The following is a 22,921-nucleotide window of genomic DNA, read 5'->3' on the forward strand; positions in this document are numbered from 1 at the left end:
ATGAACGCCACCCGTCCCCCCCTGACGGCGGCCCGCACCCTGCGGGTGCTGGGGCTGCTGCTGGCCCTGGCCCTGGGGGTGCTGGCCTGGGCCCTGGCCAGCGGCAGCGACGCCCTGGCCTGGGCCGACCTGCCGCGCCTGCTGTGGCAGCCCGACGGCAGCATGGCGTCCGAAATCCTGCACCGGCTGCGCCTGCCGCGCGCGCTGGCCGCGCTCAGCACCGGTGCGCTGCTGGCGCTCTCTGGCGCGCTGATGCAGGTGCTGCTGCGCAATCCGCTGGCCGACCCCTATGTGCTGGGCCTGTCGGGCTCGGCCGCGCTGGGGGCGCTCCTGATGCTGGCGCTGGGCTGCAGCTTCCTGGCGGTGCAGGCCGGGGCCTTCGCCGGGGCGCTGGCGGCCGTCGCCATCGTCTTCCTTCTGGGCCGGCACGACCTGGGCCGGCTGGAGGCCGCCAGCAGCCAGGACAGCACGCCGCGTCTCTTGCTGACCGGCGTGATGCTGTCGTCCATGGCCATGGCCGGCGTCAGCCTGGTGCTGAGCCTGGCGCCCAGCGAGCAGCTGCGCGGCATGCTGTTCTGGATGATGGGCGACCTCTCCGGCACCGATGTGCCCGCGCCGGTGCTGCTGCTGCCGCTGGCCCTGCTGACGCTGCTGCTGCCCTTCGGCCGCGACCTGAACCTGCTGCTGCGCGGCCCCGGCCCGGCCCAGATGCTGGGCGTGCCGGTGCGGCGGGTGCGGGCGCTGATCTACCTGTCAGCTTCCGCGGCGGCGGCCACCGCAGTGACGGTGGCCGGCTCGGTCGGCTTTGTCGGCCTGGTGGTGCCGCATGCGCTGCGCCTGCTGCTGGGCAACGACCAGCGCCTGCTGCTGCCCGCCAGCGCCCTGACCGGCGCGGTCTTCCTGCTGGCGGCCGACACGCTGGCACGCACCCTGGTGGACCCGCTGCAGCTGCCGGTGGGCGTCATCACCGCGCTGGTGGGCGCGCCCACCTTCATCGTGTTGCTGAGTCGTCGGGGGCGCGGATGAGCCGTTCCCCGGCCGCCATCCCCGGGGCGCCGCTGCTGCAGGCGCAGGGCCTGGGCGTGCAGGTGCCCGGGCCCGGCCGCGAGGCGCGCTGGCTGCTGCGCGGCCTGGACCTGGCGGTGCAAGCCGGCCAGTGCTGGGTGCTGCTGGGCCGCAACGGCGCGGGCAAGACCCAGCTGCTCAGCACCCTGGCCGGTGCCCGCCCCCCGGCCGAGGGCATGCTGGCGGTGGCCGGTCACCCGCTGGCGGCCTGGCCCCTGGCCGAGCTGGCCTGCTGGCGCGGCTATGTGCCCCAGCAGGTGGTGGACGCCTTTCCCGCCCCGGTGCTGGACGTGGTGCTGCAGGGCCGCCACCCGCACCTGTCGCGCTGGCACTGGGAGGGCGAGGCCGACTCCGCGCTGGCCCGCGCCGCGCTGGCCCGGGTGGGCCTGGCCGGCTTCGAGGGCCGCGACGTGACCACGCTCTCCGGCGGCGAGCGCCAGCGCGTGGCCCTGGCCACCCTGCTGACGCAGGACCCGCCGCTGGCCCTGCTGGACGAACCCCTGGCCCACCTGGACCTGGCCCAGCAGCTGCGCATGCTGGACCTGCTGGCCGAGGACGTGCGAGCCGGCCGCCGCGCCCTGGTCGTCTCGGTGCACGACCTCAGCCTGGCCCAGCGCGTGGCCACCCATGCGCTGCTGCTGGACGGGCAGGGCGGTCCGGCGCTGGCCGGCCCGGTCGAGCAGGTGATGCGCGAGGACACGCTCTCGGCCGCCTTCGGCCACCCCCTGCGCTGCCGCGAGATCGACGGCCGCCGCTGGTGGCTGCCGGCCTGAATCCGCCAGCGCCACCGTTGTTGAAAGATCCCATGTCCATCCCCGACACCCCCACCTCGCCCGAGGACAGCGAAGCCCGCCACAAGGCCAAGATGCAGCGCCACAAGGCCGCGGTCGATGCCCGCATCGCCCGGGCCGACCAGGACACCGGCCTGCTGCTGGTGCTCACCGGCCCCGGCAAGGGCAAGAGCAGCTCGGCCTTCGGCATGGCCGCGCGCACCCTGGGCCATGGCGGGCGCGTGGGCGTGGTGCAGTTCATCAAGGGCGCCATCCCCACAGGCGAGGAGCGCTTCTTCCGCCGCTTCCCCGACGAGGTGGAGTTCCACGTCACCGGCGAAGGCTTCACCTGGGAGACGCAGAACCGCGCCCGCGATGTCGAGCGCGTCGAGGCCGGCTGGGCCATCGCCCGCGGCCTGCTGCAGCGCCCGGACATCGACCTGGTGGTGCTGGACGAGCTCAACATCGTGCTGGCCCACGGCTACCTGCCGGTGGCCACCGTGCTGGCCGACCTGGCCGCGCGACCCGCGGGCCAGCATGTGGTGGTGACCGGCCGCGGCGCCCCGCCCGAGCTGGTCGAGGCCGCCCACACCGTCAGCGAGATCAAGGTCGTCAAGCACGCCTTCAAGCAGGGCATCCGCGCCCAGCCGGGCATCGAGTTCTGAACCCCGGCTGCCCCCCTTCCACGTCACCCTTCACCCCGCCATGACCGCCTTCACCGTCCGCATCCCCCCCGTGTCCACCGCGCTGGACACCGCCCTGCAGCACAAGATCGACACCAAGACCAAGCCGCTGGGCGCGCTGGGCCGGCTGGAGGCCCTGGCCCTGCAGATCGGCCGCGTGCAGCAGAGCCTCACGCCCCGGCTGTCGCAGCCGCAGGTGGTCGTCTTTGCCGGCGACCACGGCATCGCGCTGGAAGGCGTGAGCGCCTACCCGCAGGACGTGACCTGGCAGATGGTCATGAACTTCCTGGGCGGCGGCGCGGCGGTCAATGTGCTGGCGCGTGACCAGGGCTTGGCGGTGCAGGTGGTGGATGCCGGCGTCAACCACGACTTCGGCGAGGTGCCGGGCCTGGTGCACGCCAAGATCGCCCCGGGCACTGCCAACAGCGCGGTGCAGCCGGCCATGACGAGCGAACAGGCGGTGGCCGCGCTGGAGCGGGGCCGCGCCCTGATGCGCGAGGCCCGCGAGCAGGGCTGCAATGTGGTGGCCTTCGGCGAGATGGGCATTGCCAACACCAGCGCGGCCTCGCTGCTGCTGCACAAGCTGGCCGAGGTGCCGCTGGACGTGGCCACCGGCCGCGGCACCGGCGTGGACGAGGCCGGCCTGCAGCGCAAGCAGGCGGTGCTGGCCCGCGCGGCCGCGCGCACCGGCGCGCTGCGCGAGCAGCCGCTGCAGGCCCTGGCCGAGTACGGCGGCTTCGAGATCGCGATGATGGCCGGCGCCATGCTGGGCGCGGCCGAGGCGGGCATGCTGGTGCTGGTCGACGGCTTCATCACCAGCAGCGCCATGCTGGTGGCCTCGCGCCTGGCGCCCGAGGTGCTGGGCTACGCCGTCTTCGCGCACCAATCGGCCGAGCGCGGCCACCAGGCCATGCTGCAGGCCATGCAGGCCCAGCCGCTGATGATGCTGGACCTGCGCCTGGGCGAGGGCACCGGCGCGGTGCTGGCCTACAGCCTGGTGCGCGCGGCCGTGGCCTTCCTCAACGAGATGGCCAGCTTCGAGTCGGCCGGCGTCTCCAACAAGGACTGAAGCCGTGGGCGAGCGCTGCCGCGCGCTGATGGTCAGCGCACCCGCCTCCGGCCAGGGCAAGACCACCGTCACCGCGGCCCTGGCCCGGCGGTGGACGCGCCAGGGCCTGCGGGTGCGTGTCTTCAAGACCGGGCCGGACTTCCTGGACCCGATGATCCACGCCCGCGCCAGCGGCCAGCCCTGCTGGCAGCTGGACCTGTGGATGGGGGGCGAGGCCCATTGCCGGCGCCTGCTGGCCGAGGCCGCGCAGGACCATGACATCGTGCTGGTCGAGGGCGTGATGGGTCTGTTCGACGGCCGCCCCAGCAGCGCCGACCTGGCCCAGACCTTCGGCCTGCCGGTGCTGGCAGTGATCGAGGCTGCGGCCATGGCCCAGACCTTCGGCGCCCTGGCCCTGGGCCTGCAGCAGTACCGGCCCGGCCTGCCGGTGAGCGGCGTGCTGGCCAACCGCGTGGGCAGCCCCGGCCACGCCGAGATGCTGCGCGAGAGCCTGCCGCCGGGCCTGGCCTGGTACGGTGCGCTGCCGCGCGAAGCGGGCTTCGAGCTGCCCTCGCGCCACCTGGGCCTGGTGCAGGCGGCCGAGCTGGCCGACCTGGACGCCCGGCTGGACCGCGCGGCCGACGCCCTGGCCGCGCTGGACCTGCCGCTGCCGCCCGAGGTGGACTGGGGCCGGCCCGAGCCCGATGTGGATGAGTTGGCCGTGTACGAACAGGCCCCGCTGCGCGGCCAGTGCGTGGCCATCGCGCGGGACGCGGCCTTCGCCTTCCTCTACCCGGCCAATGTGCAGCTGCTGCAGCGCCTGGGCGCGGGCCTGTGCTTCTTCTCGCCCCTGGCCGACGAGCCGGTGCCCGAGGGTGCCACCGCCGTCTACCTGCCCGGCGGCTACCCCGAGCTGCACGCCGCCACCCTGGCCGAGGCCCGGCGCACGCGCCGCAGCCTGCAGGCCCACCACGCCGCCGGCCTGCCCCTGGTGGCCGAATGCGGCGGCATGCTGGCCCTGGCCGAGGGGCTGACCGACGCCCAGGGCACCCGCCATGCCGGCTGGGGCCTGCTGCCCGGCGAGGCCCGCATGAGCCCGCGCCTGGTCAACCTGGGCCTGCACGCGGCGGAACTGCCCGAGGGCACGGTGCGCGGCCACACCTTCCACCACGCCCGCTTCGAGAGCCCGCTGCCCCCACTGACCCACACCCAGGCCCAACGCCACCACGGCCAGCCCGAGGCGGTCTACCGCCAGGGCCGCCTGCAGGCCAGCTTCCTGCACGCCTACTTCCCCAGCGCCCCGGCGGCGGTGGCGCGCTGGTTCTCGGTCTGAGCCCGGGCGGCCCCGGGGGACGGGGTGCGTCGATACACTCGGCGGACCGCGTCCGTGTCCCTCCACCATGACCGACATCCCATCCCCGACCACGCCCATGCCGGCCATCGAGGCCAGCCGCGTCGTGGCCGACGAGTTGCGCTTCAAGGCCAAGCTGGCCATCGGCGAGCAGGCCGATGCCTCGCTGCGGGCCGTCAACCGCGCGCGGGAAATCTGGGATGTGCTGGGCGCGGCGGGCACCGGGGCGGCGGTGGCCAAGTCCAGCCTGGTGGCCTCCACCTTTTTCGCGCCCGGCGGCCTGCTGGGGGCGGTGGGCCTGGGCACGGCGGCCACGCCCATCGGCTGGGTGGCCTTCGCCGCCCTGGCCTCCGGCGGCGCCTGCTACGGGCTCTACCGTCTGCTGGGCAACCGGCGTGGCGAGCGGGTCATCGAGATCCCGCGCTACCTGAACACGCCGCTGGACCAGCTGGGCCTGGCCATCTTCGACCTCATCGCGCCGCTGGCCGTGCGCATGGCGGCGGTCGACGGGTGCATCGAGCGGGCCGAGCTGGACCACCTGCAGCAGCACCTGGTGCGCGAGTGGGGCCTGGACGAGGCCTTCGTCAACCAGGCTGTTGGCGCCGATCTAAATTTGACCCACCCTGCCGATTGAACTTTGACCCAGGGCTTGGGACCGGCATCAGGTGATGCCGGCTGTGGACAACTGTAGCGCGGGGCTTGTTCAGCCCGCCTCGTTGTCCTTGCTGCGGCGCTCCTGCTCCCTCGCTTTGATGCGCTTGCGCGTGGCCGCCGTGGCCTGCGTGACACGGTAGCTCTCGTTACCGGTCTCTACGATGTGGCAGTGGTGCGTGAGTCGGTCCAGCAGCGCCGTGGTCATCTTGGCGTCGCCGAACACCGCGCTCCATTCCGCGAAGTCCAGGTTGGTCGTGATGACGACGCTGGTGTGCTCGTAGAGCTTGGACATCAGGTGGAACAGCAAGGCGCCGCCGGCCTGGCTGAACGGCAGGTAGCCCAGCTCATCGAGGATCACGAGGTCCAGCCGCAGCAGGCTGGCCGCGATGCGACCTGCCTTGCCCTCGGCCTTCTCCCGCTCCAGCGCGTTGACCAGGTCCACGGTGCTGTAGAAGCGGACCCGCTTGCCGTGCATGCCGATGCCCGCCACGCCGATGGCCGTGGCCAGATGGGTCTTGCCCGTGCCGGGACCACCCACCAGCACCACGTTGTGCGCCGCGGCCGTGAACTCGCAGGTGGCCAACTGCGTGACCAGCTTGCGGTCCACCGGCGAGACCTCGAAGTCGAAGCTGGCCAAGTCTCGATGCATCGGGAAGCGGGCGCTGCTCATCTGGTGCTGCACCGAGCGCGTGGCGCGGTCGCTGGCCTCGGCCTGCAGCATGTGCTCCAGCAGCCAGCGCGAGCGCTCCACCTCGGCGTTGCGCTGCTCGCCGAGCTCGGCCCAGGTGGCCGCCATGCCGTGCAGGCGCAGGGCCTTCAACTCTGCAATGACATCAGCCATGGTCCACCTCCTGCTCGCTCAGGCGGCGCAGTCGGTCGTAGCTGCCCGGATCGGCCTGCGGTGGCGTCGTTGTGCTCAGCGACGTGGTGACGTTGGGCGGTCTCTCCGGAGCCGTGAGCCGCGCCAGCACGTTGGCCACGTGTTCCGGGCTGATCCGCCCGCCAGGGCCTGCGCGCTCCAGCGCCAGTTCGGCCGCGACGAGCACCTCGTCCAGCCCCGCCGTGCTGCTCAGGGCCAGCACCTGCGCCATCAGCCGGTCGCCCCCGGCATGACGCAGCAAGGCCTGGCGCAGCCTGGCCAGTGGCTCGGGCAGGTCCACGAAGGGCGCACCGTTGCGCAGTGCGCCGGGCTTGCGCTGGACCAGCGGCACATAGTGCTGCCAGTCGTAGGCCGTGCGGCCCTTGCCGCTGAGCCGGGCGTGCTCGGCCACCACGCGCTCGTCGGCCACGATCACCACGCGCTGCGGGTACAGCCGCGTGCTGACCGTCTGCCGCGCCAACTCGCACGGCACCGAGTAGCGGTTGCGGGCCACGGTGACCAGGCAGGTGCTGCTCACGCGCGCCACGTCCTGCACATAGCCGTCGAAGTCCACGGGCTTGGGCATCAGGTGGCTACGCTCCAGCTCCAGCATCTCCGCCACGCTGAAGTCCTTGTGCTCGGGGTGGCGTAACTCTGCCCACAGCGCCTTGCAGCGCTCACCCAGCCAGGCGTTGAGCTCATCCAAGGACCCGAAGCGCTGCTCGCGTGCCGCCAGCCAGATGCGGCGCCGGCTGTCCTGCACGTTCTTCTCGACGACACCCTTCTCCCAACCGCTGGCGACGTTGCAGAAGTCCGGGTCGAAGAGATAGTGCGCGCACAGCGCGGCGAAGCGGCTGTTGACGTCGCGACTCTTGCCGCGGCCAACGCGGTCCACCGCCGTCTTCATGTTGTCGTAGATACCCCGGCGCGCCACGCCACCCAGGGCCGCGAAGCCGCGCGTGTGGGCGTCGAACAGCATCTCGTGGCCCTGGCTGGGATAGGCCACCAGCCAGAAGGCGCGGCTGGCGCACAGCTTCATGTGCGCCACCTGCAGCCGCTGGTACACGCCGCTGATCACCAGCGGCTCCTCGCTCCAGTCGAATTGGAAGGCCTCGCTGAGCTCGAAGCAGGAGGACAAATCGACTGAACGCGGTGTCGTCAGCGTGACGGATGATCGAAGTTGCGTTGCCGAGCAGGGTCAACTGTTCCTATACAGGAGTATTGGATCGGGCTATCAGTCATTACTAAGGTTCGACCACCACGGACTCATACTCCACTACCCGGGCTGCTGGCGACAGGTCCAGCCGCTTGAACCCGGCGCTGAAGTCTTCTCGCACTTCAAGCATCTGGATTGACGTCGCCAGGTCAACGCGAGCTGGAGGGTCGGCCTAAATCAAAAGGCCTCCAAGGCGGCCGCTCACATGCTCCATGAACGCATGAACCTTGCGAGATTGACGACGATTGACCGAATAGACAAAGTGGATACCGGCATCCTGCATCGTGCTCACAAACGGGTAATCAACCAGCAATTGAACCAATGATTTGGCTTCGAGCCGGTCTCGTACCAGCCAATACGGCAGCATCGAAACCCCCAGGCCCGCCTCTGTCGCAAGCAGAAGAGCCTCGACATCGTTGGCCACGAAGTCTCCTTGCGGCAGGTGTTCCACGGTGCACTCCCCATCAGGTCTCGAGAACATCCACGTGACACGCTCGCCGGCGCGCCGGTACCGCAGACAGTTGTGAGCAACCAAATCCGAGGGAGCACGCGGTAGAGGACGTTCTCGCAGGTAGCCTGGAGTGCAAACAAGAATGCGCCGGTACCGCCCGAGAGGGCGGCTGACGAGCCGCGAATCCCCCAGCGCACCAATGCGAATGACAACGTCCGTGTCAGTTTCGACCAGGTCGACGTATTCGTCCGTCAGCGAAAGCTCTAGCGTGACCTTCGGGTGGGTAGCCAGAAACTCCGGGATCAAGGGCGTGATGAGGCGTTTGCCGAAGACCCTTGGGGCACTGACCTTCAAGCGCCCCCGCAGTTCGTCGCCAAAGGCCGCAATGTTCTCGTGCACCGCGTCCAGTTCCGCGAGGAGATCGTCCACCTGCAACTTGTAGGCCTCGCCGGCCTCTGTCAGGGCAAGCCTCCGCGTCGTGCGGGTGAGCAGCTTCACACCCAGCTCGTCCTCCAGCCCGTCAAGCTGGCGCGATACGCTCGAAGGTGCCAACCCTAGCAGGTCACCGGCTTCGGTGAAGCTCAAGGTAGACGCAACCTTCTGGAAGACGCGCATCGCTGCCAGCATGTCCATGAGCTTGCTCCGTGGCTAGGCCGCGAGCTTACCGAGTAGCGCAGCCTGGACGCCCTCGGCAAATCGGTTGGGTTCGAACTCGATGACCTGGTACTGCGCGACCTTTTCCCGATAGAAGGGATCCTCGGCGAGCACGCCGTCGAGCTCCGGGCGCGACAGGCCGCGCGCGAGGATCACCCCGCCGATTCGCGGCACCTGTGGACCGGAGGTCACGAAATGCCCCAACGAGAAATGACGGTCCAAGTACTTGCGGTGCTCGGCGAGGTGCTTCTCGACGACGGCGAGAGGCTGCAGGTAGTGAAGGAGGACGATGAACATGGTTTTTCTCAGACTTTGAGCACTACTTTTCCGAGCAGGTGGCCCGACTCAAGGAGGTGGTGGGCTTCCGTGGCACGTTCCAACGCAAGCACGTGCTCCACGTGAGGCCGAATGGCGCCACGGGCCATCAGCTCCAGCACGTGGTCGAAATCCTTTCGGCCGCTGCCCCGGCAGCCAAGTACCTCCAGCCGCTTGGTGAACACTGCCTTCAGATCAAGGGATGCCTGTGTGCCGGTGGTGACGCCGCCCAGGACCAGGCGCCCTCCAACGGCCAACGAGGCGATCGACTGCTCGAACGTCGCAGCGGCCACATGCTCGAAGACCAGATCGACCCCCTTGCCACCAGTGAGTGCTTGCACCTGCTCGGCCATGCGCGGGCCTGGCTCAACCACTGCGTCGGCACCCTGAGTCAAAAGGCTCGCGCCGCGTTGCGTTCCCCGGCAGACCGCGATGACCCGGGCGCCAGCGCAGCGAGCGAGCTGCACGGCAGCATAGCCGAGTCCGCCGCTCGAGCCGAGCACCAGGACGGTTTCGTCTTTCTTGAGACGACCACGACGCAGCATTGCCGACGCCGTGGCGTAGGTGAGGCCAAAGCTTGCCGCTGTGATCCAGTCAAGGTCGCCCGGCACCGGCCGGGCGTTGCGGGCCGGGATTCTGACGTATGCGGCGTAGCCCCCGTCGATGGTCGAGCCGACCGTGCCGAAGGCCTTGCACAGATTGTCCTCGCCCTGCAGGCAGTGCTCGCATTGACCGCAGGACAGGATTGGGGCCGCCAGCACCCGCTCGCCCACGCGACGGTCCGCAACGTCTGCGCCCACCGCAACGATGGTGCCGGCGAAGTCCGTTCCCGGAATGCGCGGCAGCGGGACCTGAAATATCTTGCCTTCGCGCAGCAACAGGTCGAGACGGTTGACGCCGCATGCGTGCACCTGAACGAGAACCTCGTGGGCAGCGGGTTGCGGTGTGGGAACGTCGACGCAGGCGAGCGACTCGGCTGGACCGTAACGTTGGATTTGAACTGCGAGCATGTGGACCCCGTGATTTCAGAGAAGTGGGACAAGGCCTTCACTGTAGAAAGTCACTAGCTCCGGAAACAGGGGGCGGCATGCACAAGACTTTTCGACGCTACGGCGCCCGCGTGCCGTTCGCCTGAGGCACTCACTCCGCCAGGATCGGCACCAATCCCGACAGATAGCTGCGCATGAGGGGGCGCCAGCCCAGGGTCTCCCGCGCCCGGCGATTCGATGCCCTGAATGAGGCCACGACCGGGGCGTCGGCCGCGTCGGCGGTGGGAGGACTGACAGCACCGACGGCGCAGCGTATCGCGTGGAACAGTTCGCCGTAGCGCACGGGAAGGTCGTCGACGGCGTTGACTACAAGTCCCGGCAACTCCCGCATCGTCGCGGCGAACAGCGCCTCGGCAAAGTCCGAGACATGGACTAGCGAGGCATATCGGCTGGCCGCCTCGCCCGCATGCAATCGGCCCTGACGGGCAAGAAGGGCCCAGTGCGACTCGCGCCCGGTGCCGGGGCCATAGAGCAACCCGCCGCGCACGATGCGCCAGTCCAGCTTCGACGCCCGCACCAGCTCCTCCATGTCGTGCGCCGAGGCGGTCACTGGTGTCGTGCTCACCTCGCAGCTTTCGTCGACCCAGTCGTCCCCATTGGACGGTACGAGCATGGCAATGCTCTGCTGCACGTAGCGCGTGATGCCATGCAACTCGCAAGCCCGAACCAGATGACACGTGCCTTCGCGGCGGATGCGGTCGTTCACCGGCCAGGAGGTCGGCATTCCGGGGCGGGCGATGGCGGTCGCGAGATGCAGGACTGCATCGACAGAACGATCGAGCGCGGCCACCACTTGACTCTCCGACAGCAGATCGAGACGCGCGTAAGTCACGCCAGGAACAGCCAACAGGCCGGGCGGCACCTCTGGCGCCCGGCCCAGGGCCAGCACCGAATGCCCCGCCTCGGCCAGTCGCGGCACGACGTGCCGCCCGATCACGCCGGTTGCGCCAACGATGGCCACGTGCATGTGGAGCTCCTTGACTTCCAGGATCCATCGGCGGCGAACATGTCCAGCTGCTGGAACAGGCTGCGGGAGTCGTAATAGAAGCGCTCGCCGGCCATGAGGCCGTCCCGGAAATCGACGACCACCACCATGCGCAGGTCCAGCGTGCGCCCGGTCGGGGGCACGCCACAGAAGACGTCCTGGTGGCTTCCGGTGAATCGCGTCTCGGCCACCAGACATCCATCGCGCGACCAATGCCTGCGCTCGCCGCGAACCACGAGGTCGAAGGCCTGCCACCACAGACGGTAGTAATGGGCTGCCCCGGCATGACCGCGAAAGGTCCAACCAAGCCCCAGGTCCTCGAAGACACAGTCGGGGTGCAGGGTTTGCAGGGTCGTGTCGAGGTCGTGGCGGTTCTCGGCATCGAGATGCCGGTTCACCAGATCCATGAGAGACGTGTCCATGTGTTGTCCGGTTGATCGAGAAGCAGACGGACTCTAGGACTCCTTGGTATGGTTGTGATGTGCCAAATTTAACTATTCTGGTAGTCCACTCAGAAGCACCATGCCTCGTCGTCTCTCCAGCTTCGAGCTCCCGTTCGTCCTGCGGAAATCGCCCGGAGGCCATCAACGCACGCTCTACGACGGTCTGTGCGCCGCAATAAGCACCGGCCAGCTGAAGCCGGGCGCACGCTTGCCCTCGAGCCGCGAACTTGCCCGCCAATACGGCGTTGCGCGAGCCACGGTCGTTGCCGTCTATGAGCAGCTCCGCGCAGAAGGCTATCTGTCGGCGCAAGCGGGTGCTGGCACCTTCGTGAACGCCGAGCTTCCAGACACCACGTTGCGTCGGCCTCGAACCATTACCCAGCCCAAGCCCACGGTTCAATCGGGTTTGCCTCAACTGAGCCCGACCGGGTGGGCGTTGAGTCAGTCAGCCTTTCCAACATCGACTGCGATCGGCAGCCCATCGCGTCCGTTTGCTGCGCATTTGCCCGCCCTCGACGAGTTTCCCCGTGAATTGTGGTCACGCGTCATGGCCCGCGCGATCCGCCGCTTGCCTGCCAGCGCGCTCGGCGACGGCGATCCGCTTGGCCTGCTCTCCCTGCGGCAGGCGATTTGCGACTACCTCGGCGCGGCACGGGGGGTAGCGTGCCTGCCGGAGCAAATCCTCGTCACTTCCGGCACGCAACAAGCGCTCGATATCTGCGCGAGGCTGCTGATTTCGCCGGGCGATGCGGTGATCGTTGAGGATCCTGGTTACGTGGGAGCACGCAGGGTACTGGAGGCTTCGGGAGCGCACATATGCCCAGGGCCGGTTGACTGCGCATTCCACTGATGGCGGACAGTGATTCCATTCCCATCGCGGACAGCGTTCCAGGCGATGGCGGACACGTTGCGCGGGTGTCCTGAGTGACGCTCAAATCGTAGCCGAAGTGTCCGCCATCAGCGTGGAATGGCGGTCGGCGCGGCCGGCTCAGACGGCCTTTGCCAGCTTTCTCATCGACTCGCCCTTGAGGGCTATCTTGTGCGAGCCGTGCACGATGCGGTCCAGGATGGCGTCGGCCAGCGTGGGCTCGTCCAGCCAGGCGTGCCAGGCCGTCACCGGCAACTGGCTGGTGATGAGCGTCGAGCGCGCACCCACCCGGTCGTCGAGCAACTCCAGCAGGTCGTTTCGCTCGTGCGCGGCAATCGGCGCGATGCCGAAGTCGTCCAGGATGAGCAGGTCCAGCCGCGCCAGTTGCGCCAGCCGTTTGCCCAGGCTGCCATCGCCGTGGGCCACGTGCAACTCCTGCAGCAGCCGTGGCGCGCGGGTGTAGAGCACCGAGAAGCCCAGACGCGCGGCCTGCTGCCCCAGTGCGCAGGCAAGCCACGTCTTGCCGCACCCGGTGGCGCCGGTCAGCAGCACGTTGTGGCCATGGCGCAGCCAGTCGCCGCCGGCCAGGCTGGTGATGACCTCCCGGCCCAGGCCCCGGCTGGCGCGCCAGTCGATGTCCTCCAGGCAGGCACTGGAGACCTTCAGGCGGGCCGCCTTGAGCAGGCGCTCCAGGCGTTTGCTGTCACGCCAGTCCACCTCGCGCTGCACCAGCAGCGCCAGACGTTGTTCAAAGGGCAGTTCGCTGGCTGTGATGTGGGTGGCCGCGTCGCTGAGGGCGGCCACCATGCCGTCCAGGCGCAGGGCGCGCAGTTGGTTCAAGGTCTGTTCGTTGAGCATGGTTCTTCCTTGTTGGGTTTGCTTGCGCGTTGGAGCTCAGTGGTAGTAGTCCGGCCCGCGCACGTTCTCGTGCAGCGGCAGGCTCGCCTGTGCGGCCATCGGCGCATCCAGCGGCCGCTGGTCCAGGCCGCAGCCCAGGATGGAGGCGATGCTCTTGTAGGACGGTGAGCGAATCGACTGCGCCCGCGCACAGGCGGCCTCCAGCCGGTCAGCCCCGTACTCACGGCCCAGGCGCATGAGGCCCAGACAGGAGCGGTAACCCTGCTCGGGATGCTGGCGGTGCTCCATCTGCCAGCGCACCACGGCGGCGGTGGCCGCACCCACGCGCTCGCCCCAGGCGATGAGCTTGGCCGGCGTCCACTGCAGGTGCGCCCGGTGCGAGGCCGGCATGTGCTCAGGTGTGGTGGTGTGTGCACCCCGGCGGGGATTGAGGGCGTGGGCGGCCACCCGTTTGCCGCCATGCAGGACTTCGACCGTGCCGGCCGTGATGCGCAACTCCACCGGCTCGCCCACCAGGGCGTGGGGCACCGAGTAGTAGTGGCCATCGAGCTCGACGTGGTAATCGATGTTGACGCGGGCGGGTTTGAAGCGCGCGATGGGCATGCGCACCGCCGGCAGGGGGCGCAGGGCCGGCCGGTCAAGCTCGGCGAAGGCACTGGCGCGGTTGCCCGGCAGCTTCTTGAACGCGCGCTGGTTCAAGTCCACCAGCAAGGCGGCAATCGCCCGGTTGAGCTCGGCCAGGCTGAAGAAGGTCTGGTGGCGCAGCCGGGCCAGAATCCAGCGCTCGACCACCTGCACGGCGACCTCCACCTTGGGTTTGTCGCGTGGCTTGGCCGGGCGCGCGGGCATCACGGCCAGGCTGTAGTGCGCACAGAGTTCTTCGAGCAGGCGGTGCGCGGTGGGCTCGTAGCGGTCGGGGCGGGCCATGAGGGCGCGCGGCTGGTCGGGCACCAGCAGGCGGGGCACGCCGCCGATGAACTCCAGCGTGGCAATGATGCTGGCCACCCAGTCAGCGGCCTTCTGGCTGGCAGTGGCGCAGGCGTAGGTGTAGTTCGATGCGCCCAGCACTGCCACGAAGACCTGGGCCGGGCGTATCTCGCCGGTGCTGGCGTCCACGACGGGCACGGTCTGGCCGGCGTAGTCCACGAAGAGCTTGTCACCGCCCGAGTGGGTCTGGCGCATGGAGCGCTGCAGGCGCCGGGCCCAAGCCTTGTACTTCTCGCAGAAGGCGCTGTACTTGTACGCCTGACCGCTGTGCTGTTGCTGGTATTCCTCCCACAGCAGCTGCAGCGTCACGCCAGGTCGGCGCAGTTCGCGGTGGATGTGGGCGTGGTCGGGTTCGAGGTGCCGGGACTCGCGCGCCACGGGTGGCTTGTAAAGCCGGGCCTGGAGTTCGTCGTCGTTCAGGCTCTGGGCCGTAGCCCAGTCCACGCCGGCCACGCGCGCGTAGCTGGCTATCTCGCTGACAGTGGATTTGGAGATGCCGAGGGCGGCACCGATTTGACGGGTGCTCAAGGCCCCGCGGTGCAGCAGTTGCAGTGTGTGTCGTAGTTTGCTCATGGTGACCCTGGGTGTGGGCATCGCTGGCTCCGGTCAAAAAAACCGGGCAGCGTATGCCGCGTTCGGGTCACTCAGAACACCCCGCAGGTGTCCGCCATCAGTTTGGAATGCTGTCCGCCTTCAGCGTGGAACACTGTCCGCCATCATGGTGGAACACTGTCCGCCATCAGCGTGGAATCGTGTCCGCCATCGCGTGGAATACGCAGGTTGACGAATCCGGCTTGGATGTCGAGCGTGCGGTGCAGGCCGCCCCGGAGGCCCGCTTGGTGCATGTCACACCGGCTCACCAGGCACCGACCGGTGCGGTGCTCGCCTTGCCACGGCGCCAGCACCTGCTCGACTGGGCGTCGGCGACGGGTGCCTGGGTTTTTGAAGACGACTACGACAGCGAGTATCGCTACGCGGGCCGTCCAATCCCGGCGCTGCATGGCCTGGATGTCCACGGGCAGGTTTTGCATGTCGCGAGCTTCGGCAAGACGATGTTCCCTGGCCTTCGGCTCGGCTACCTCGTCCTGCCTACACGCCTCGTGGAAAGGTTCGCCGCAGCCCGCGCCAACGTGGATCGCTTTCCTTCGGTGCTGCATCAGGCCGCAATGGCCGGCTTCCTGTCCGACGGACACTACGCGCGGCACCTTCGGCGTATGCGTCTGCTCTATGCAAGCCGCTACGAGGCGCTGCGGGAAAGCCTGCATCAACATGCCTCCGACTTGATCGAACTGCCAGCGGTGCCTGCGGGCCTGGAAACCGTCGTCTGGCTACCTGATGGGCTGGACGACTCGGCGGCCGCGAACCGGCTCGCCGAGAAAGGCATTCGCGTCGAGCCAATCTCCAAGTCGCGCGTTCACCGCGCCGGACGGCCCGGACTGGTTCTTGGCTTCGCCGCCTGGGATCCCAGCGCGATGGACAAAGCGGTGAAGGTCATGTCGGGGCTCTTGCGGGCCATGCTCTGAGCAGTGAACGCCAGAAATACCGGACTAGTTGTTTTCCGATTATTGGACCACTTCCAATGGACCGCATGCACCTAGAGTGATTGAGCGGCGACGTCGGTTCATGTTTTGCATGAGACGCACAAGTCAACTGCAGGCTCGCACCTGTGATTTCACAGCTAGGGCATACAGACTCTTGGCCGTGACTTCCGCATCAATCAACCGATGACCGATCTAGCAAACGCACTGGGCCTCCGACTCCCGATCTTCCTGGCTCCGATGGCTGGCGACGTCGCTCGGCCGGAGCTTGTAGCCGCGGTGTCTGAGGCAGGCGGGCTGGGACAGTTGGGAGGCGGCTATCTCGCACCCGAAGCGCTGCGGGCCTCGGTTCGAGCCATTCGCCAACGAACGGACCGCCCGTTCGGCGTGAACCTCTTCGTGCCTCAACGCACGTCCATCGAATCGCAGCACGTTGATGCCTTTCGCAAGGTGCTGGCGGCGTATTACGCCAAACTTGAGCTCGCGCAGCCCGACCCCATACCGGAATCGGAGGACCACTTCGAGCAGCAGGTCGCGGTGGTCATAGAGGAGCGAGTCCCCGTGTTCAGTTTCACCTTCGGCATTCCGCGGGACGTTCAGTTGGAGGCGCTGCGCAAATCGGGAGCCTACTTGATGGGGACGGCCACATCGCCTGCGGAGGCCATGGCGCTGCAAGCCGCGGGAGTCGATGCAGTGGTCGCGCAGGGCTGGGAAGCCGGGGGGCATCGCGGCACCTTCCTGCAGCCGACCGACGAAGGCATGCTGGGGACGATGGCACTGGTGCCGCAAGTCGTCGATGCCGTGAGCTTGCCTGTGGTAGCGGCGGGTGGCATCGCTGATCGCCGTGGCGTGCGAGCGGCGCTCGCCTTGGGCGCGAGTGCAGTCGCGGCGGGTACCGCCTTCCTGGCGACCAACGAAGCCGCTCTTCCACCTGCGCACCGCGAGGCTCTGCGCGGCCCTCGCGCTGCAGCGACGCGTTTGACGCGCGTGTTCTCTGGCAAGCTCGCCCGAGGCGTGCCGAACCGATTCATGGATGAAGTAGAGCGCTGCACGGCAGTTGTGCCTCCTTATCCCATCACACACCACTTGACCCGTCCCCTGCGCGCCGAGGCGGCTCGCCGTTCCGAAGTCGACTACCTCTCTGTCTGGGCGGGTCAATGCGCACCCATGGCGCGCCGGTGCAGCGCTTGCGATGTCCTGCTGGAACTGGCCGCTGGCATCGGCAATGGACCTTGATCGCTGAGAGGAACCTCATGAATGAGCTGAAAGTCAGCATCCGTGATCTCGAATTCCAAACATCGAGCCATGCGCCACGCTACGAATCACGTACTGCTGCAGTTGCAACGCGATTGGGCGCCCAAAAGCTGGGTTATCGGGTCATAGAACTTCCTCCAGGCAAGCGCGGCTGGCCACTGCACCACCACCACGTCAACGAAGAAATGTTCATGGTTCTCCAAGGGAGCGGCGTCTTCCGCCTGGGCGCGAACGAAATCGCGGTGACGAGCGGCGATGTCGTGGCAGCGCCGGCAGGCGGACCCGAAACGGCCCATCAGTTCGTCAACACCGGGTCCGAGCCGCTGCGATACCTCGCGGTGAGTACGATGGAGCAACCCGACGTGATGGGATACCCCGAATCGGGCAAGTTCGCGGTTTTCGTCGGTGCCGCCCCGGGCGGTTCCAAGTCAGATCGCTCTTTTGAGCACGTCGGCAAGTTGAGTGATCGTGTTGACTATTGGGACGGCGAGTGAGTCGCGCCCACCCGCTCTGACTCAGACACAGATCCATTGCGGAGCCTTCATGCCGGGCTCCATGATTTCGAATTGAACACTGGGGGTTTAAAGTGAATCCAGAACTCAATCGCCGGGTCGCCGTGGTGACTGGCGGAGCGACTGGCATTGGGCGTGCGACAAGCGTCCTGCTGGCGAAACAAGGAATCAGCGTAGCGGTCGTGTACTCGCGCAGCGTCGAAGAGGCAGAACAATTGGTGGCGGATATTCAGGCCGCCGGCAGCAGGGCGATGGCCGTGCAAGCCCCCATCGAGGACGCGCGATCAGTCGACTCCATGATTGACTCGGTCGTCGGCGCTTGGGGCCGCATCGACTACCTGATCAACAATGCCGGCGTGACTCGGCAACTGCGCTTCGATGACCTCGAGGGGATCACAGACGACGCCTGGAACGATCTCTTCGCGGTGAACGTCAAGGGCACATTCAACTGCTGCAGGGCTGCCGCACCACATTTGAAGCGACAGCAAGGCGCGTCCATTGTCAATGTCGGCAGTGTTGCCGGAGAAACTGGGTATGGCTCGTCGCTTCCCTACGCGGTTTCCAAGGCAGCAGTCCATGGCTTGACCCGCTCCTTGGCCAGGGCGCTAGCGCCGAAAGTCCGCGTCAACTGCATCGCTCCCGGTGCTGTAGAGACGAGATGGTGGCGCGGACATGAAGACAAGATGCGTGCACTGTCCGGACACCTGGCGCTACAGCGCATATCGTCGCCCGAGGACATCGCGCAGCTGATTCTGATGCTGCTGAACGCGGAGTCAATGACGGGGCAGATCGTGCGGGCATACAACGGTCAGACCCTGTAAAGCGACAGCCCTACCTGCACACACTTTCAGACCTTTGACGCCCTGGTGCGCATCATCGGCGAGGCCTCGGCCGGTGACCTGGCCCGCATGGCCCGCGAGCGCAGCGCCTTCCTGCACGCCAACCCCGATTGCAACCACGCGGCCATTGCAGCCGATGTGCTGCAGAGCCTGCGCCAGATGCTGGAGGCCGCCGGCCCCATCACCCCCGACGAGGCCGCGGCCCTGGACGAGGTGGCGGCCCTGCTGGCCCAGGCGCCACCGGGCGAGCTGGCCAAGGCCTGGGCACAGGCCCGCCAGCGGGCGCAGACGGCGGGCGCCGGCCTAGTGCAGGGGCTGGGGCAGGGCCTGAGCCAGGGCGGGCAGGCGGTGGCGCGCACCGCCGGCCAGGTGGCACAACGCCTGCCCGGCGTGCTGAAAGACATCGAATCCACCGGCCAGCAGGTGCGCGAGCGCCTGGGCCGGACCCTCAAGCGCTGAGGCGGGCCCTCCAGCCCCGTCCCGGCGAGCTTCCGTCCCCTTCGACTTTCCAAGAGACCCCCCTTCATGCCGACCCTGCTGAGTTCCCTGGTGGTGGCCTTCGTGGCCGTGCTGCACCTCTACATCCTGGTGCTGGAGATGTTCCTCTGGGACAAGCCCATGGGCCGCAAGGCCTTCGGCCTGAGCCCCGATCGCGCGGTCCTCACCAAGGTGATGGCGGCCAACCAGGGCCTGTACAACGGCTTCCTGGCGGCCGGCCTGCTGTGGAGCCTGCTGGCCCCGCAGGCCCTGGCGCGTCCGCTGCAGTTCTTCTTCCTGGGCTGCGTGCTGGTGGCGGGCCTGTTCGGCGCAGCCACCGCCAGCCGCAAGATCCTTTACATCCAGGCCCTGCCGGCGCTGGTGGGCCTGGGGCTGGTGTGGATGGGGTGAGAGAAGGGTAAGCCGACCCGTCGCGTCAGAAAATACTCAACTGTCGTCGCTGCAGGCCGATAGAACCCGGTGGTGGTCGGTGACCGGCCCGTCGGAGCAGGAAAGGCAATGGGCGCAGTGGGATCATGGCGGACACGCTTCAGGGCGGCATGGCGGGCGGCCGCGGCGGCGTGGGCTGCGCCGGAACAGCCGCCTGTGCGTCCTCCGCTGTCCCTGGCCCTTGCCACCGCGACGGATGCACCTTCCGGCCAGCACGTGCAGCGCCAGAACGACATCCTGCGCGCCATCACCGAATCCCTGCCGGCCACGGTGGTGATCGTCGATTCCACCGGGCGCTACCGTTTCGTGAACAGCGCCTTCGAGCGGCTGGTGGGGCGCCCGGCCCGTGACATCATCGGGCGCACGGCCGTCGAGGTGCTGGGGGCCGAGGAGGTGGCTCGCCGCATGCCCTACATGCAACGTGCCTTTGCCGGCGAATCCGTCGACTTCGTGCTGGAGTACCCCGCCGAGGCCGGCAGCACCTTCCTGGCGCTCAGCTGCATCCCGCTCAAGGTCGATGGCGCCTTCGACGGCTTCGTCGGCATCAGCCAGGACATCACGGCCCAGCGCCGCGAGCAGCAGCGCCTGGCCCACCTGGCCGAGCGCGACCCGCTGACCGGGCTGTTCAACCGCACCGGCCTGGCGCAGCGCCTGGAGGATGAGCGCCAGCGCCCCGACGCCGGGCCCATCGCCTTGCTCTACATCGACCTGGACCACTTCAAGCCGGTGAACGACCGCATGGGCCACCTGGCCGGTGACCGTGTGCTGCAGCTTTTCGCCCGGCGCCTGGTCCAGTCGGTGCGCAGCACGGACGTGGTGGCCCGGTTGGGGGGCGACGAGTTCGCCATCCTGCTCACCGGCATGCACGATCTTGCGCTGGCCCGGATCGTGGCCGACAAGGTGCTGCGCGCCGCCGAGCGCCCCTTCGAAGTGGACGGGGTGTCCGTGTCCGTCGGCGCCAGCATCGGCGTGGCTGTGCTGCCACCGGAGCAGGCCGGCCTGCGCGCGCTGCTGGCCCAGGCCGACATCCAGCTCTACCGGGCCAAGTCGGCCGGGCGCGGTCAGTTCTGCACGGAGTTCGCCGAGCTCATCGACTGAGCCTCGTTCGTTCGGAGGGCCGGGGTCCCGGGGTGTCAGCGCATCGGAAGGGCTTGCACATAGGCCGCCACGCTGGCGAAGTCCTGCTCGCGCAGGCCATGGGCCACCACGGTCATCACGGCGCCGTCCGGGCGTTCCTCGGTTCGCTGGAACACCGCCAGCTGCTTGACCACGTAATCCGCATGCTGCCCGGCCAGGCGGGGGAAGGTGTCATGCCCCTGTCCCTGGGCGCCATGGCACGACGCACAGGCCGGGACCTGCCGGGCCGGCACGCCGTGGTCGAAGATGGCCTGGCCGGCATGCAGCGTGGCATCGTCCGCATCGCCCGGCGGTGTGACCGGGACCTGGCGGGCGTAATAGTCGGCCAGCCCCTCGATCTGGGCATCGGTCAGGCTCCGGCTCAGGCCCCACATGTACTCGAAGCCGGCCGGATCGCGTCTGTCGTGACTGCGGAATCCCTTCAGCTGGGACACCAGGTAGGGCTGGGACTGACCGGCCAGGTTGGGGAAGTTCGGGGACGTGGCGTTGCCGTCGATGCCGTGACAGTTGGCGCAGACCTGCCGGGCGAGGACGAGCGCAGGGATGGCCGGATTGGCCAGGTCGCGCGAGCGTTCCGGGTTGGCGCAGCCCGCCAGGGCCAGCGCCGTGGCGATCGAGACGGTGATGCCGGGTGGTCGCATGGTGGTCTCCTGCCGTGCCTAGTAGGCGGCCCAGACATAGAGGAACAGGCTGTTGTTGTCCCGCGCGTTGCGGCCGAAGCCGTCGTAGTTGCTGGCCGCGCCGTTGAAGCGCGCGTAGCCGGTGTACTGCGCGCCGACCCGCAGGTATTGCAGCGGCATCCAGAAGGCCTCCACGGTCCACCCGCGGGTGCCGGGGTTGCCGGACAGGTTGCCGCTGACCCGCGTGGACGGGGCTTGCGCGGCGGGGTCCGAGGTGATGGTCAGGGTGGCCGGGTCGAAGCCCGAGCTCTGGTTGGCCGTGTCGGTGTTGCCCGTCAGGCTGAACAGGCCGAGGCTGCCGCCGTACCGGGCCTGGTAGACGTAGCTCAGCTTGGCGCGGACCAGCTGCGTAGTGTCCGTGCTGCTGGATGGGGCCAGGGGCTGGCCGGAGGCGTTGACGAAGCCGCTCGCCTGTCCGGCGAGGAAGCCGGGGAGATGGTGGCGCTGTTGGGCGAACACCAGCTGCGCGGTGACGGCATGCGGGTCCAGCAGGTACTGGTACTGCGCGTCGATGTTCCAGTCCTGGAAGCGGTGCAGCGTGCTGTTGTCCGAGGTGTCCAGCGGGTCGTCATAGACCCGGGCCACCATGCCGCCGGTGCCCAGCATCAGGCTGTGCGCGCCCCATTCACGGTTCCAGGCCAGGCGCCAGTAGGGGTTGAGCCCGTGCAGCCGGGTCTGGTCGGCCGCGGCCACGCCCGCGCTGAAGACGTGCAGCGCCCCGCGTGAACTGCCGTAGGCGCCGAGCTCTGCGTAGAGAGAGCGGTTCCAGAACGCATAGCCGGTCAGCCCGGCGATGTTGCCGCCCGCGGCGTAGCCCGGGTAGGGGGCCGCCCCATCGATGAACTGGCTGCTGCCCGGGCTGGGCACGGGCACGTACTGCATCCAGGCCGGCGCGGTGTTCCAGGGGTCGGCCACGGAGGGGTTGTTGTTGAGGCTCAGGCCTACGATCAGGTCGCGGTGCTCGTCGATGAAGCGATCGGCCCAGCGCAGGTCCATGTTGTCTGCCTGGGTGCGGCCATGGAAGGAGCCGTTGTCGGACTGGGCGGCGTAGGGGTCGTGGGTGATCTGCGCGAAGGCGCCCAGGTTGTCGGTGATCTTGCCGCCGACAAACAGGCTCGCGGTGGATGCGATGAGACGGTCGTTCTTGGCGAAGTCCGCCGCCGGATCATCGCTCTTGCTGGTGTTGGCCACCTTGGACAGGCTGCCCAGCACCATCGCGGACACGGGCACCGTGCGCTCGCCCAGCGTGTAGCCGGTCATCTTGAACAGGCGGCCGTAGGGCGTGAGCTCGGGGAACTGTCCGCCGGCATGGCATGCCATGCAGTTCTGCCCCGTCTGGCGGTTGAACAGCGGGATGGCGCTGGACAGATGGGGCCAGGCCACCATCAGCAGGGCCAGCATGGCGTGTCCGCTGCGGCGCCTGAGGGCCGATCGGCACCCCCTCACCAGGTGCATCATCATGCGAGCCTCCGATTCGTGAAGAGATCGGCGCCGGAGTCGGCGAGTTACCCCTCAGTGTATGAACCAGAACCTCGAGGAACCCCCGTGCAAACGTGAATGGGTGGCCCGATGTGTAGCCCCGACGCAGCAAAAATGGGGTGGCAGAAAGCTTGCGGCAAGCTTTGGGACTCCCCTACCGACTCGCTTACCTCTTACCGCTTGGCCGGGATCCGTCAGGGCAAGGGTGAAATCGGGCTGATGAGCGCCCGATGTGGAGCCTCAACCGCCCCATCGGCCCCAAGCCCGCCGAGGACAAGCCGAGGCACGGTGGGTCAAAC

Annotated in this window: 24 protein-coding genes and 1 pseudogene; 14 read left to right on the plus strand and 11 right to left on the minus strand. The window is 68.3% G+C overall.

Annotated features, from left to right (window positions below; genetic code table 11):
• From LRM40_RS19880 to LRM40_RS19905, 6 genes are all read left to right on the plus strand, one after another.
• Positions 1-1,026, plus strand: coding sequence for a FecCD family ABC transporter permease (locus LRM40_RS19880; protein ID WP_151125869.1), 1,026 nt, complete (start codon positions 1-3; stop codon positions 1,024-1,026).
• Positions 1,023-1,838, plus strand: a complete 816-nt coding sequence (locus tag LRM40_RS19885) for an ABC transporter ATP-binding protein (protein ID WP_151125870.1) — start codon at positions 1,023-1,025, stop codon at positions 1,836-1,838. Before LRM40_RS19880 ends, LRM40_RS19885 begins: the two co-directional genes overlap by 4 nt.
• A gap of 32 nt (positions 1,839-1,870) precedes the next feature.
• Entirely contained in the window at positions 1,871-2,500 is a 630-nt protein-coding gene (gene cobO / locus LRM40_RS19890; RefSeq protein WP_151125871.1) for a cob(I)yrinic acid a,c-diamide adenosyltransferase, read from the plus strand.
• Between the two features lie 40 nt (positions 2,501-2,540).
• Complete coding sequence (gene cobT, locus LRM40_RS19895; RefSeq protein ID WP_151125872.1) at positions 2,541-3,587, plus strand: nicotinate-nucleotide--dimethylbenzimidazole phosphoribosyltransferase; 1,047 nt, start codon at positions 2,541-2,543, stop codon at positions 3,585-3,587.
• 28 nt (positions 3,588-3,615) lie between these two features.
• A complete protein-coding gene (locus LRM40_RS19900) occupies positions 3,616-4,899 on the plus strand; it encodes a cobyrinic acid a,c-diamide synthase CobB (RefSeq protein ID WP_151125880.1) in 1,284 nt (427 codons plus the stop codon).
• Positions 4,900-4,966: 67 nt separating this feature from the next.
• On the plus strand, positions 4,967-5,551 hold the full coding sequence (locus tag LRM40_RS19905; protein WP_231067869.1) for a hypothetical protein: 585 nt from the start codon (positions 4,967-4,969) through the stop codon (positions 5,549-5,551).
• A gap of 69 nt (positions 5,552-5,620) precedes the next feature.
• Here the strand turns inward: LRM40_RS19905 and istB (LRM40_RS19910) are convergent, their stop codons facing one another.
• The 7 genes and pseudogenes from istB (LRM40_RS19910) to LRM40_RS19940 form a co-directional block, all read right to left on the minus strand.
• Positions 5,621-6,412 (minus strand): IS21-like element helper ATPase IstB, encoded by a 792-nt coding sequence (gene istB, locus LRM40_RS19910; RefSeq protein WP_151125873.1) that lies wholly within the window; start codon positions 6,410-6,412, stop codon positions 5,621-5,623.
• A pseudogene (gene istA / locus LRM40_RS19915) lies at positions 6,405-7,556 on the minus strand (IS21 family transposase); the annotation flags it as partial. The gene istB (LRM40_RS19910) and the pseudogene istA (LRM40_RS19915), both read right to left, overlap by 8 nt.
• Before the next feature lie 262 nt (positions 7,557-7,818).
• Positions 7,819-8,730 (minus strand): LysR family transcriptional regulator, encoded by a 912-nt coding sequence (locus LRM40_RS19920; RefSeq protein ID WP_151125874.1) that lies wholly within the window; start codon positions 8,728-8,730, stop codon positions 7,819-7,821.
• Positions 8,731-8,745: 15 nt separating this feature from the next.
• Positions 8,746-9,048: a YciI family protein gene (locus LRM40_RS19925; RefSeq protein WP_151125875.1), complete on the minus strand. Its 303-nt coding sequence runs from the start codon at positions 9,046-9,048 to the stop codon at positions 8,746-8,748.
• Between the two features lie 8 nt (positions 9,049-9,056).
• A complete protein-coding gene (locus tag LRM40_RS19930; RefSeq protein ID WP_151125876.1) occupies positions 9,057-10,076 on the minus strand; it encodes an alcohol dehydrogenase catalytic domain-containing protein in 1,020 nt (339 codons plus the stop codon).
• 130 nt (positions 10,077-10,206) lie between these two features.
• Positions 10,207-11,082: an NAD-dependent epimerase/dehydratase family protein gene (locus tag LRM40_RS19935; RefSeq protein WP_151125877.1), complete on the minus strand. Its 876-nt coding sequence runs from the start codon at positions 11,080-11,082 to the stop codon at positions 10,207-10,209.
• Positions 11,049-11,522, minus strand: a complete 474-nt coding sequence (locus LRM40_RS19940) for an ester cyclase (protein WP_151125878.1) — start codon at positions 11,520-11,522, stop codon at positions 11,049-11,051. The genes LRM40_RS19935 and LRM40_RS19940 overlap by 34 nt, the downstream gene beginning before the upstream one ends.
• A gap of 100 nt (positions 11,523-11,622) precedes the next feature.
• On the opposite strand from LRM40_RS19940, the gene LRM40_RS19945 reads away from it, so the two are divergent.
• Entirely contained in the window at positions 11,623-12,393 is a 771-nt protein-coding gene (locus tag LRM40_RS19945; protein ID WP_151125879.1) for an aminotransferase-like domain-containing protein, read from the plus strand.
• A 138-nt stretch (positions 12,394-12,531) separates the two neighbouring features.
• Here LRM40_RS19945 and istB (LRM40_RS19950) read toward each other — a convergent pair whose 3' ends face one another.
• Together istB (LRM40_RS19950) and istA (LRM40_RS19955) are read right to left on the minus strand one after the other, a co-directional pair.
• Positions 12,532-13,269 (minus strand): IS21-like element helper ATPase IstB, encoded by a 738-nt coding sequence (gene istB, locus LRM40_RS19950; RefSeq protein ID WP_151126053.1) that lies wholly within the window; start codon positions 13,267-13,269, stop codon positions 12,532-12,534.
• A 36-nt stretch (positions 13,270-13,305) separates the two neighbouring features.
• The gene (gene istA / locus LRM40_RS19955) at positions 13,306-14,850 is read right to left on the minus strand and encodes an IS21 family transposase (RefSeq protein WP_151126052.1); all 1,545 of its coding nucleotides are present in this window, start codon (positions 14,848-14,850) and stop codon (positions 13,306-13,308) included.
• A gap of 86 nt (positions 14,851-14,936) precedes the next feature.
• Between istA (LRM40_RS19955) and LRM40_RS19960 the strand changes: the two genes are divergently transcribed.
• From LRM40_RS19960 to LRM40_RS19990, 7 genes are all read left to right on the plus strand, one after another.
• Entirely contained in the window at positions 14,937-15,779 is an 843-nt protein-coding gene (locus LRM40_RS19960) for an aminotransferase-like domain-containing protein (protein WP_151123350.1), read from the plus strand.
• A 201-nt stretch (positions 15,780-15,980) separates the two neighbouring features.
• Positions 15,981-17,030, plus strand: coding sequence for an NAD(P)H-dependent flavin oxidoreductase (locus tag LRM40_RS19965; protein WP_151123267.1), 1,050 nt, complete (start codon positions 15,981-15,983; stop codon positions 17,028-17,030).
• A gap of 17 nt (positions 17,031-17,047) precedes the next feature.
• Positions 17,048-17,542, plus strand: a complete 495-nt coding sequence (locus tag LRM40_RS19970) for a cupin domain-containing protein (protein ID WP_151123268.1) — start codon at positions 17,048-17,050, stop codon at positions 17,540-17,542.
• A gap of 92 nt (positions 17,543-17,634) precedes the next feature.
• Positions 17,635-18,381: an SDR family NAD(P)-dependent oxidoreductase gene (locus tag LRM40_RS19975; RefSeq protein ID WP_151123269.1), complete on the plus strand. Its 747-nt coding sequence runs from the start codon at positions 17,635-17,637 to the stop codon at positions 18,379-18,381.
• Between the two features lie 45 nt (positions 18,382-18,426).
• Positions 18,427-18,858, plus strand: a complete 432-nt coding sequence (locus tag LRM40_RS19980) for a hypothetical protein (RefSeq protein WP_151123270.1) — start codon at positions 18,427-18,429, stop codon at positions 18,856-18,858.
• 66 nt (positions 18,859-18,924) lie between these two features.
• A complete protein-coding gene (locus LRM40_RS19985; RefSeq protein ID WP_259372968.1) occupies positions 18,925-19,287 on the plus strand; it encodes a DUF1304 domain-containing protein in 363 nt (120 codons plus the stop codon).
• Between the two features lie 195 nt (positions 19,288-19,482).
• A complete protein-coding gene (locus LRM40_RS19990) occupies positions 19,483-20,424 on the plus strand; it encodes a GGDEF domain-containing protein (RefSeq protein WP_170288816.1) in 942 nt (313 codons plus the stop codon).
• 35 nt (positions 20,425-20,459) lie between these two features.
• Here the strand turns inward: LRM40_RS19990 and LRM40_RS19995 are convergent, their stop codons facing one another.
• Both LRM40_RS19995 and LRM40_RS20000 read right to left on the minus strand, forming a co-directional pair.
• On the minus strand, positions 20,460-21,104 hold the full coding sequence (locus LRM40_RS19995; RefSeq protein WP_151123272.1) for a c-type cytochrome: 645 nt from the start codon (positions 21,102-21,104) through the stop codon (positions 20,460-20,462).
• Between the two features lie 18 nt (positions 21,105-21,122).
• A complete protein-coding gene (locus LRM40_RS20000; protein WP_231067870.1) occupies positions 21,123-22,544 on the minus strand; it encodes a cytochrome C in 1,422 nt (473 codons plus the stop codon).
• Positions 22,545-22,921: the final 377 nt, after the last annotated feature.

The organism is Ideonella dechloratans (assembly GCF_021049305.1).
Lineage (GTDB): Bacteria > Pseudomonadota > Gammaproteobacteria > Burkholderiales > Burkholderiaceae_C > Ideonella > Ideonella dechloratans.

Bases quoted from the DNA above. Each gene is read 5' to 3' on its own strand.
- LRM40_RS19880 (WP_151125869.1), top strand. From the start codon at position 1: ATGAACGCCACCCGTCCCCCCCTGACGGCGGCCCGCACCCTGCGGGTG.
- LRM40_RS19885 (WP_151125870.1), top strand. From the start codon at position 1,023: ATGAGCCGTTCCCCGGCCGCCATCCCCGGGGCGCCGCTGCTGCAGGCG.
- cobO (WP_151125871.1), top strand. From the start codon at position 1,871: ATGTCCATCCCCGACACCCCCACCTCGCCCGAGGACAGCGAAGCCCGC.
- cobT (WP_151125872.1), top strand. From the start codon at position 2,541: ATGACCGCCTTCACCGTCCGCATCCCCCCCGTGTCCACCGCGCTGGAC.
- LRM40_RS19900 (WP_151125880.1), top strand. From the start codon at position 3,616: ATGGTCAGCGCACCCGCCTCCGGCCAGGGCAAGACCACCGTCACCGCG.
- LRM40_RS19905 (WP_231067869.1), top strand. From the start codon at position 4,967: ATGACCGACATCCCATCCCCGACCACGCCCATGCCGGCCATCGAGGCC.
- istB (WP_151125873.1), bottom strand. From the start codon at position 6,412: ATGGCTGATGTCATTGCAGAGTTGAAGGCCCTGCGCCTGCACGGCATG.
- LRM40_RS19920 (WP_151125874.1), bottom strand. From the start codon at position 8,730: ATGGACATGCTGGCAGCGATGCGCGTCTTCCAGAAGGTTGCGTCTACC.
- LRM40_RS19925 (WP_151125875.1), bottom strand. From the start codon at position 9,048: ATGTTCATCGTCCTCCTTCACTACCTGCAGCCTCTCGCCGTCGTCGAG.
- LRM40_RS19930 (WP_151125876.1), bottom strand. From the start codon at position 10,076: ATGCTCGCAGTTCAAATCCAACGTTACGGTCCAGCCGAGTCGCTCGCC.
- LRM40_RS19935 (WP_151125877.1), bottom strand. From the start codon at position 11,082: ATGCACGTGGCCATCGTTGGCGCAACCGGCGTGATCGGGCGGCACGTC.
- LRM40_RS19940 (WP_151125878.1), bottom strand. From the start codon at position 11,522: ATGGACACGTCTCTCATGGATCTGGTGAACCGGCATCTCGATGCCGAG.
- LRM40_RS19945 (WP_151125879.1), top strand. From the start codon at position 11,623: ATGCCTCGTCGTCTCTCCAGCTTCGAGCTCCCGTTCGTCCTGCGGAAA.
- istB (WP_151126053.1), bottom strand. From the start codon at position 13,269: ATGCTCAACGAACAGACCTTGAACCAACTGCGCGCCCTGCGCCTGGAC.
- istA (WP_151126052.1), bottom strand. From the start codon at position 14,850: ATGCCCACACCCAGGGTCACCATGAGCAAACTACGACACACACTGCAA.
- LRM40_RS19960 (WP_151123350.1), top strand. From the start codon at position 14,937: ATGCTGTCCGCCTTCAGCGTGGAACACTGTCCGCCATCATGGTGGAAC.
- LRM40_RS19965 (WP_151123267.1), top strand. From the start codon at position 15,981: ATGACCGATCTAGCAAACGCACTGGGCCTCCGACTCCCGATCTTCCTG.
- LRM40_RS19970 (WP_151123268.1), top strand. From the start codon at position 17,048: ATGAATGAGCTGAAAGTCAGCATCCGTGATCTCGAATTCCAAACATCG.
- LRM40_RS19985 (WP_259372968.1), top strand. From the start codon at position 18,925: ATGCCGACCCTGCTGAGTTCCCTGGTGGTGGCCTTCGTGGCCGTGCTG.
- LRM40_RS19995 (WP_151123272.1), bottom strand. From the start codon at position 21,104: ATGCGACCACCCGGCATCACCGTCTCGATCGCCACGGCGCTGGCCCTG.
- LRM40_RS20000 (WP_231067870.1), bottom strand. From the start codon at position 22,544: ATGCTGGCCCTGCTGATGGTGGCCTGGCCCCATCTGTCCAGCGCCATC.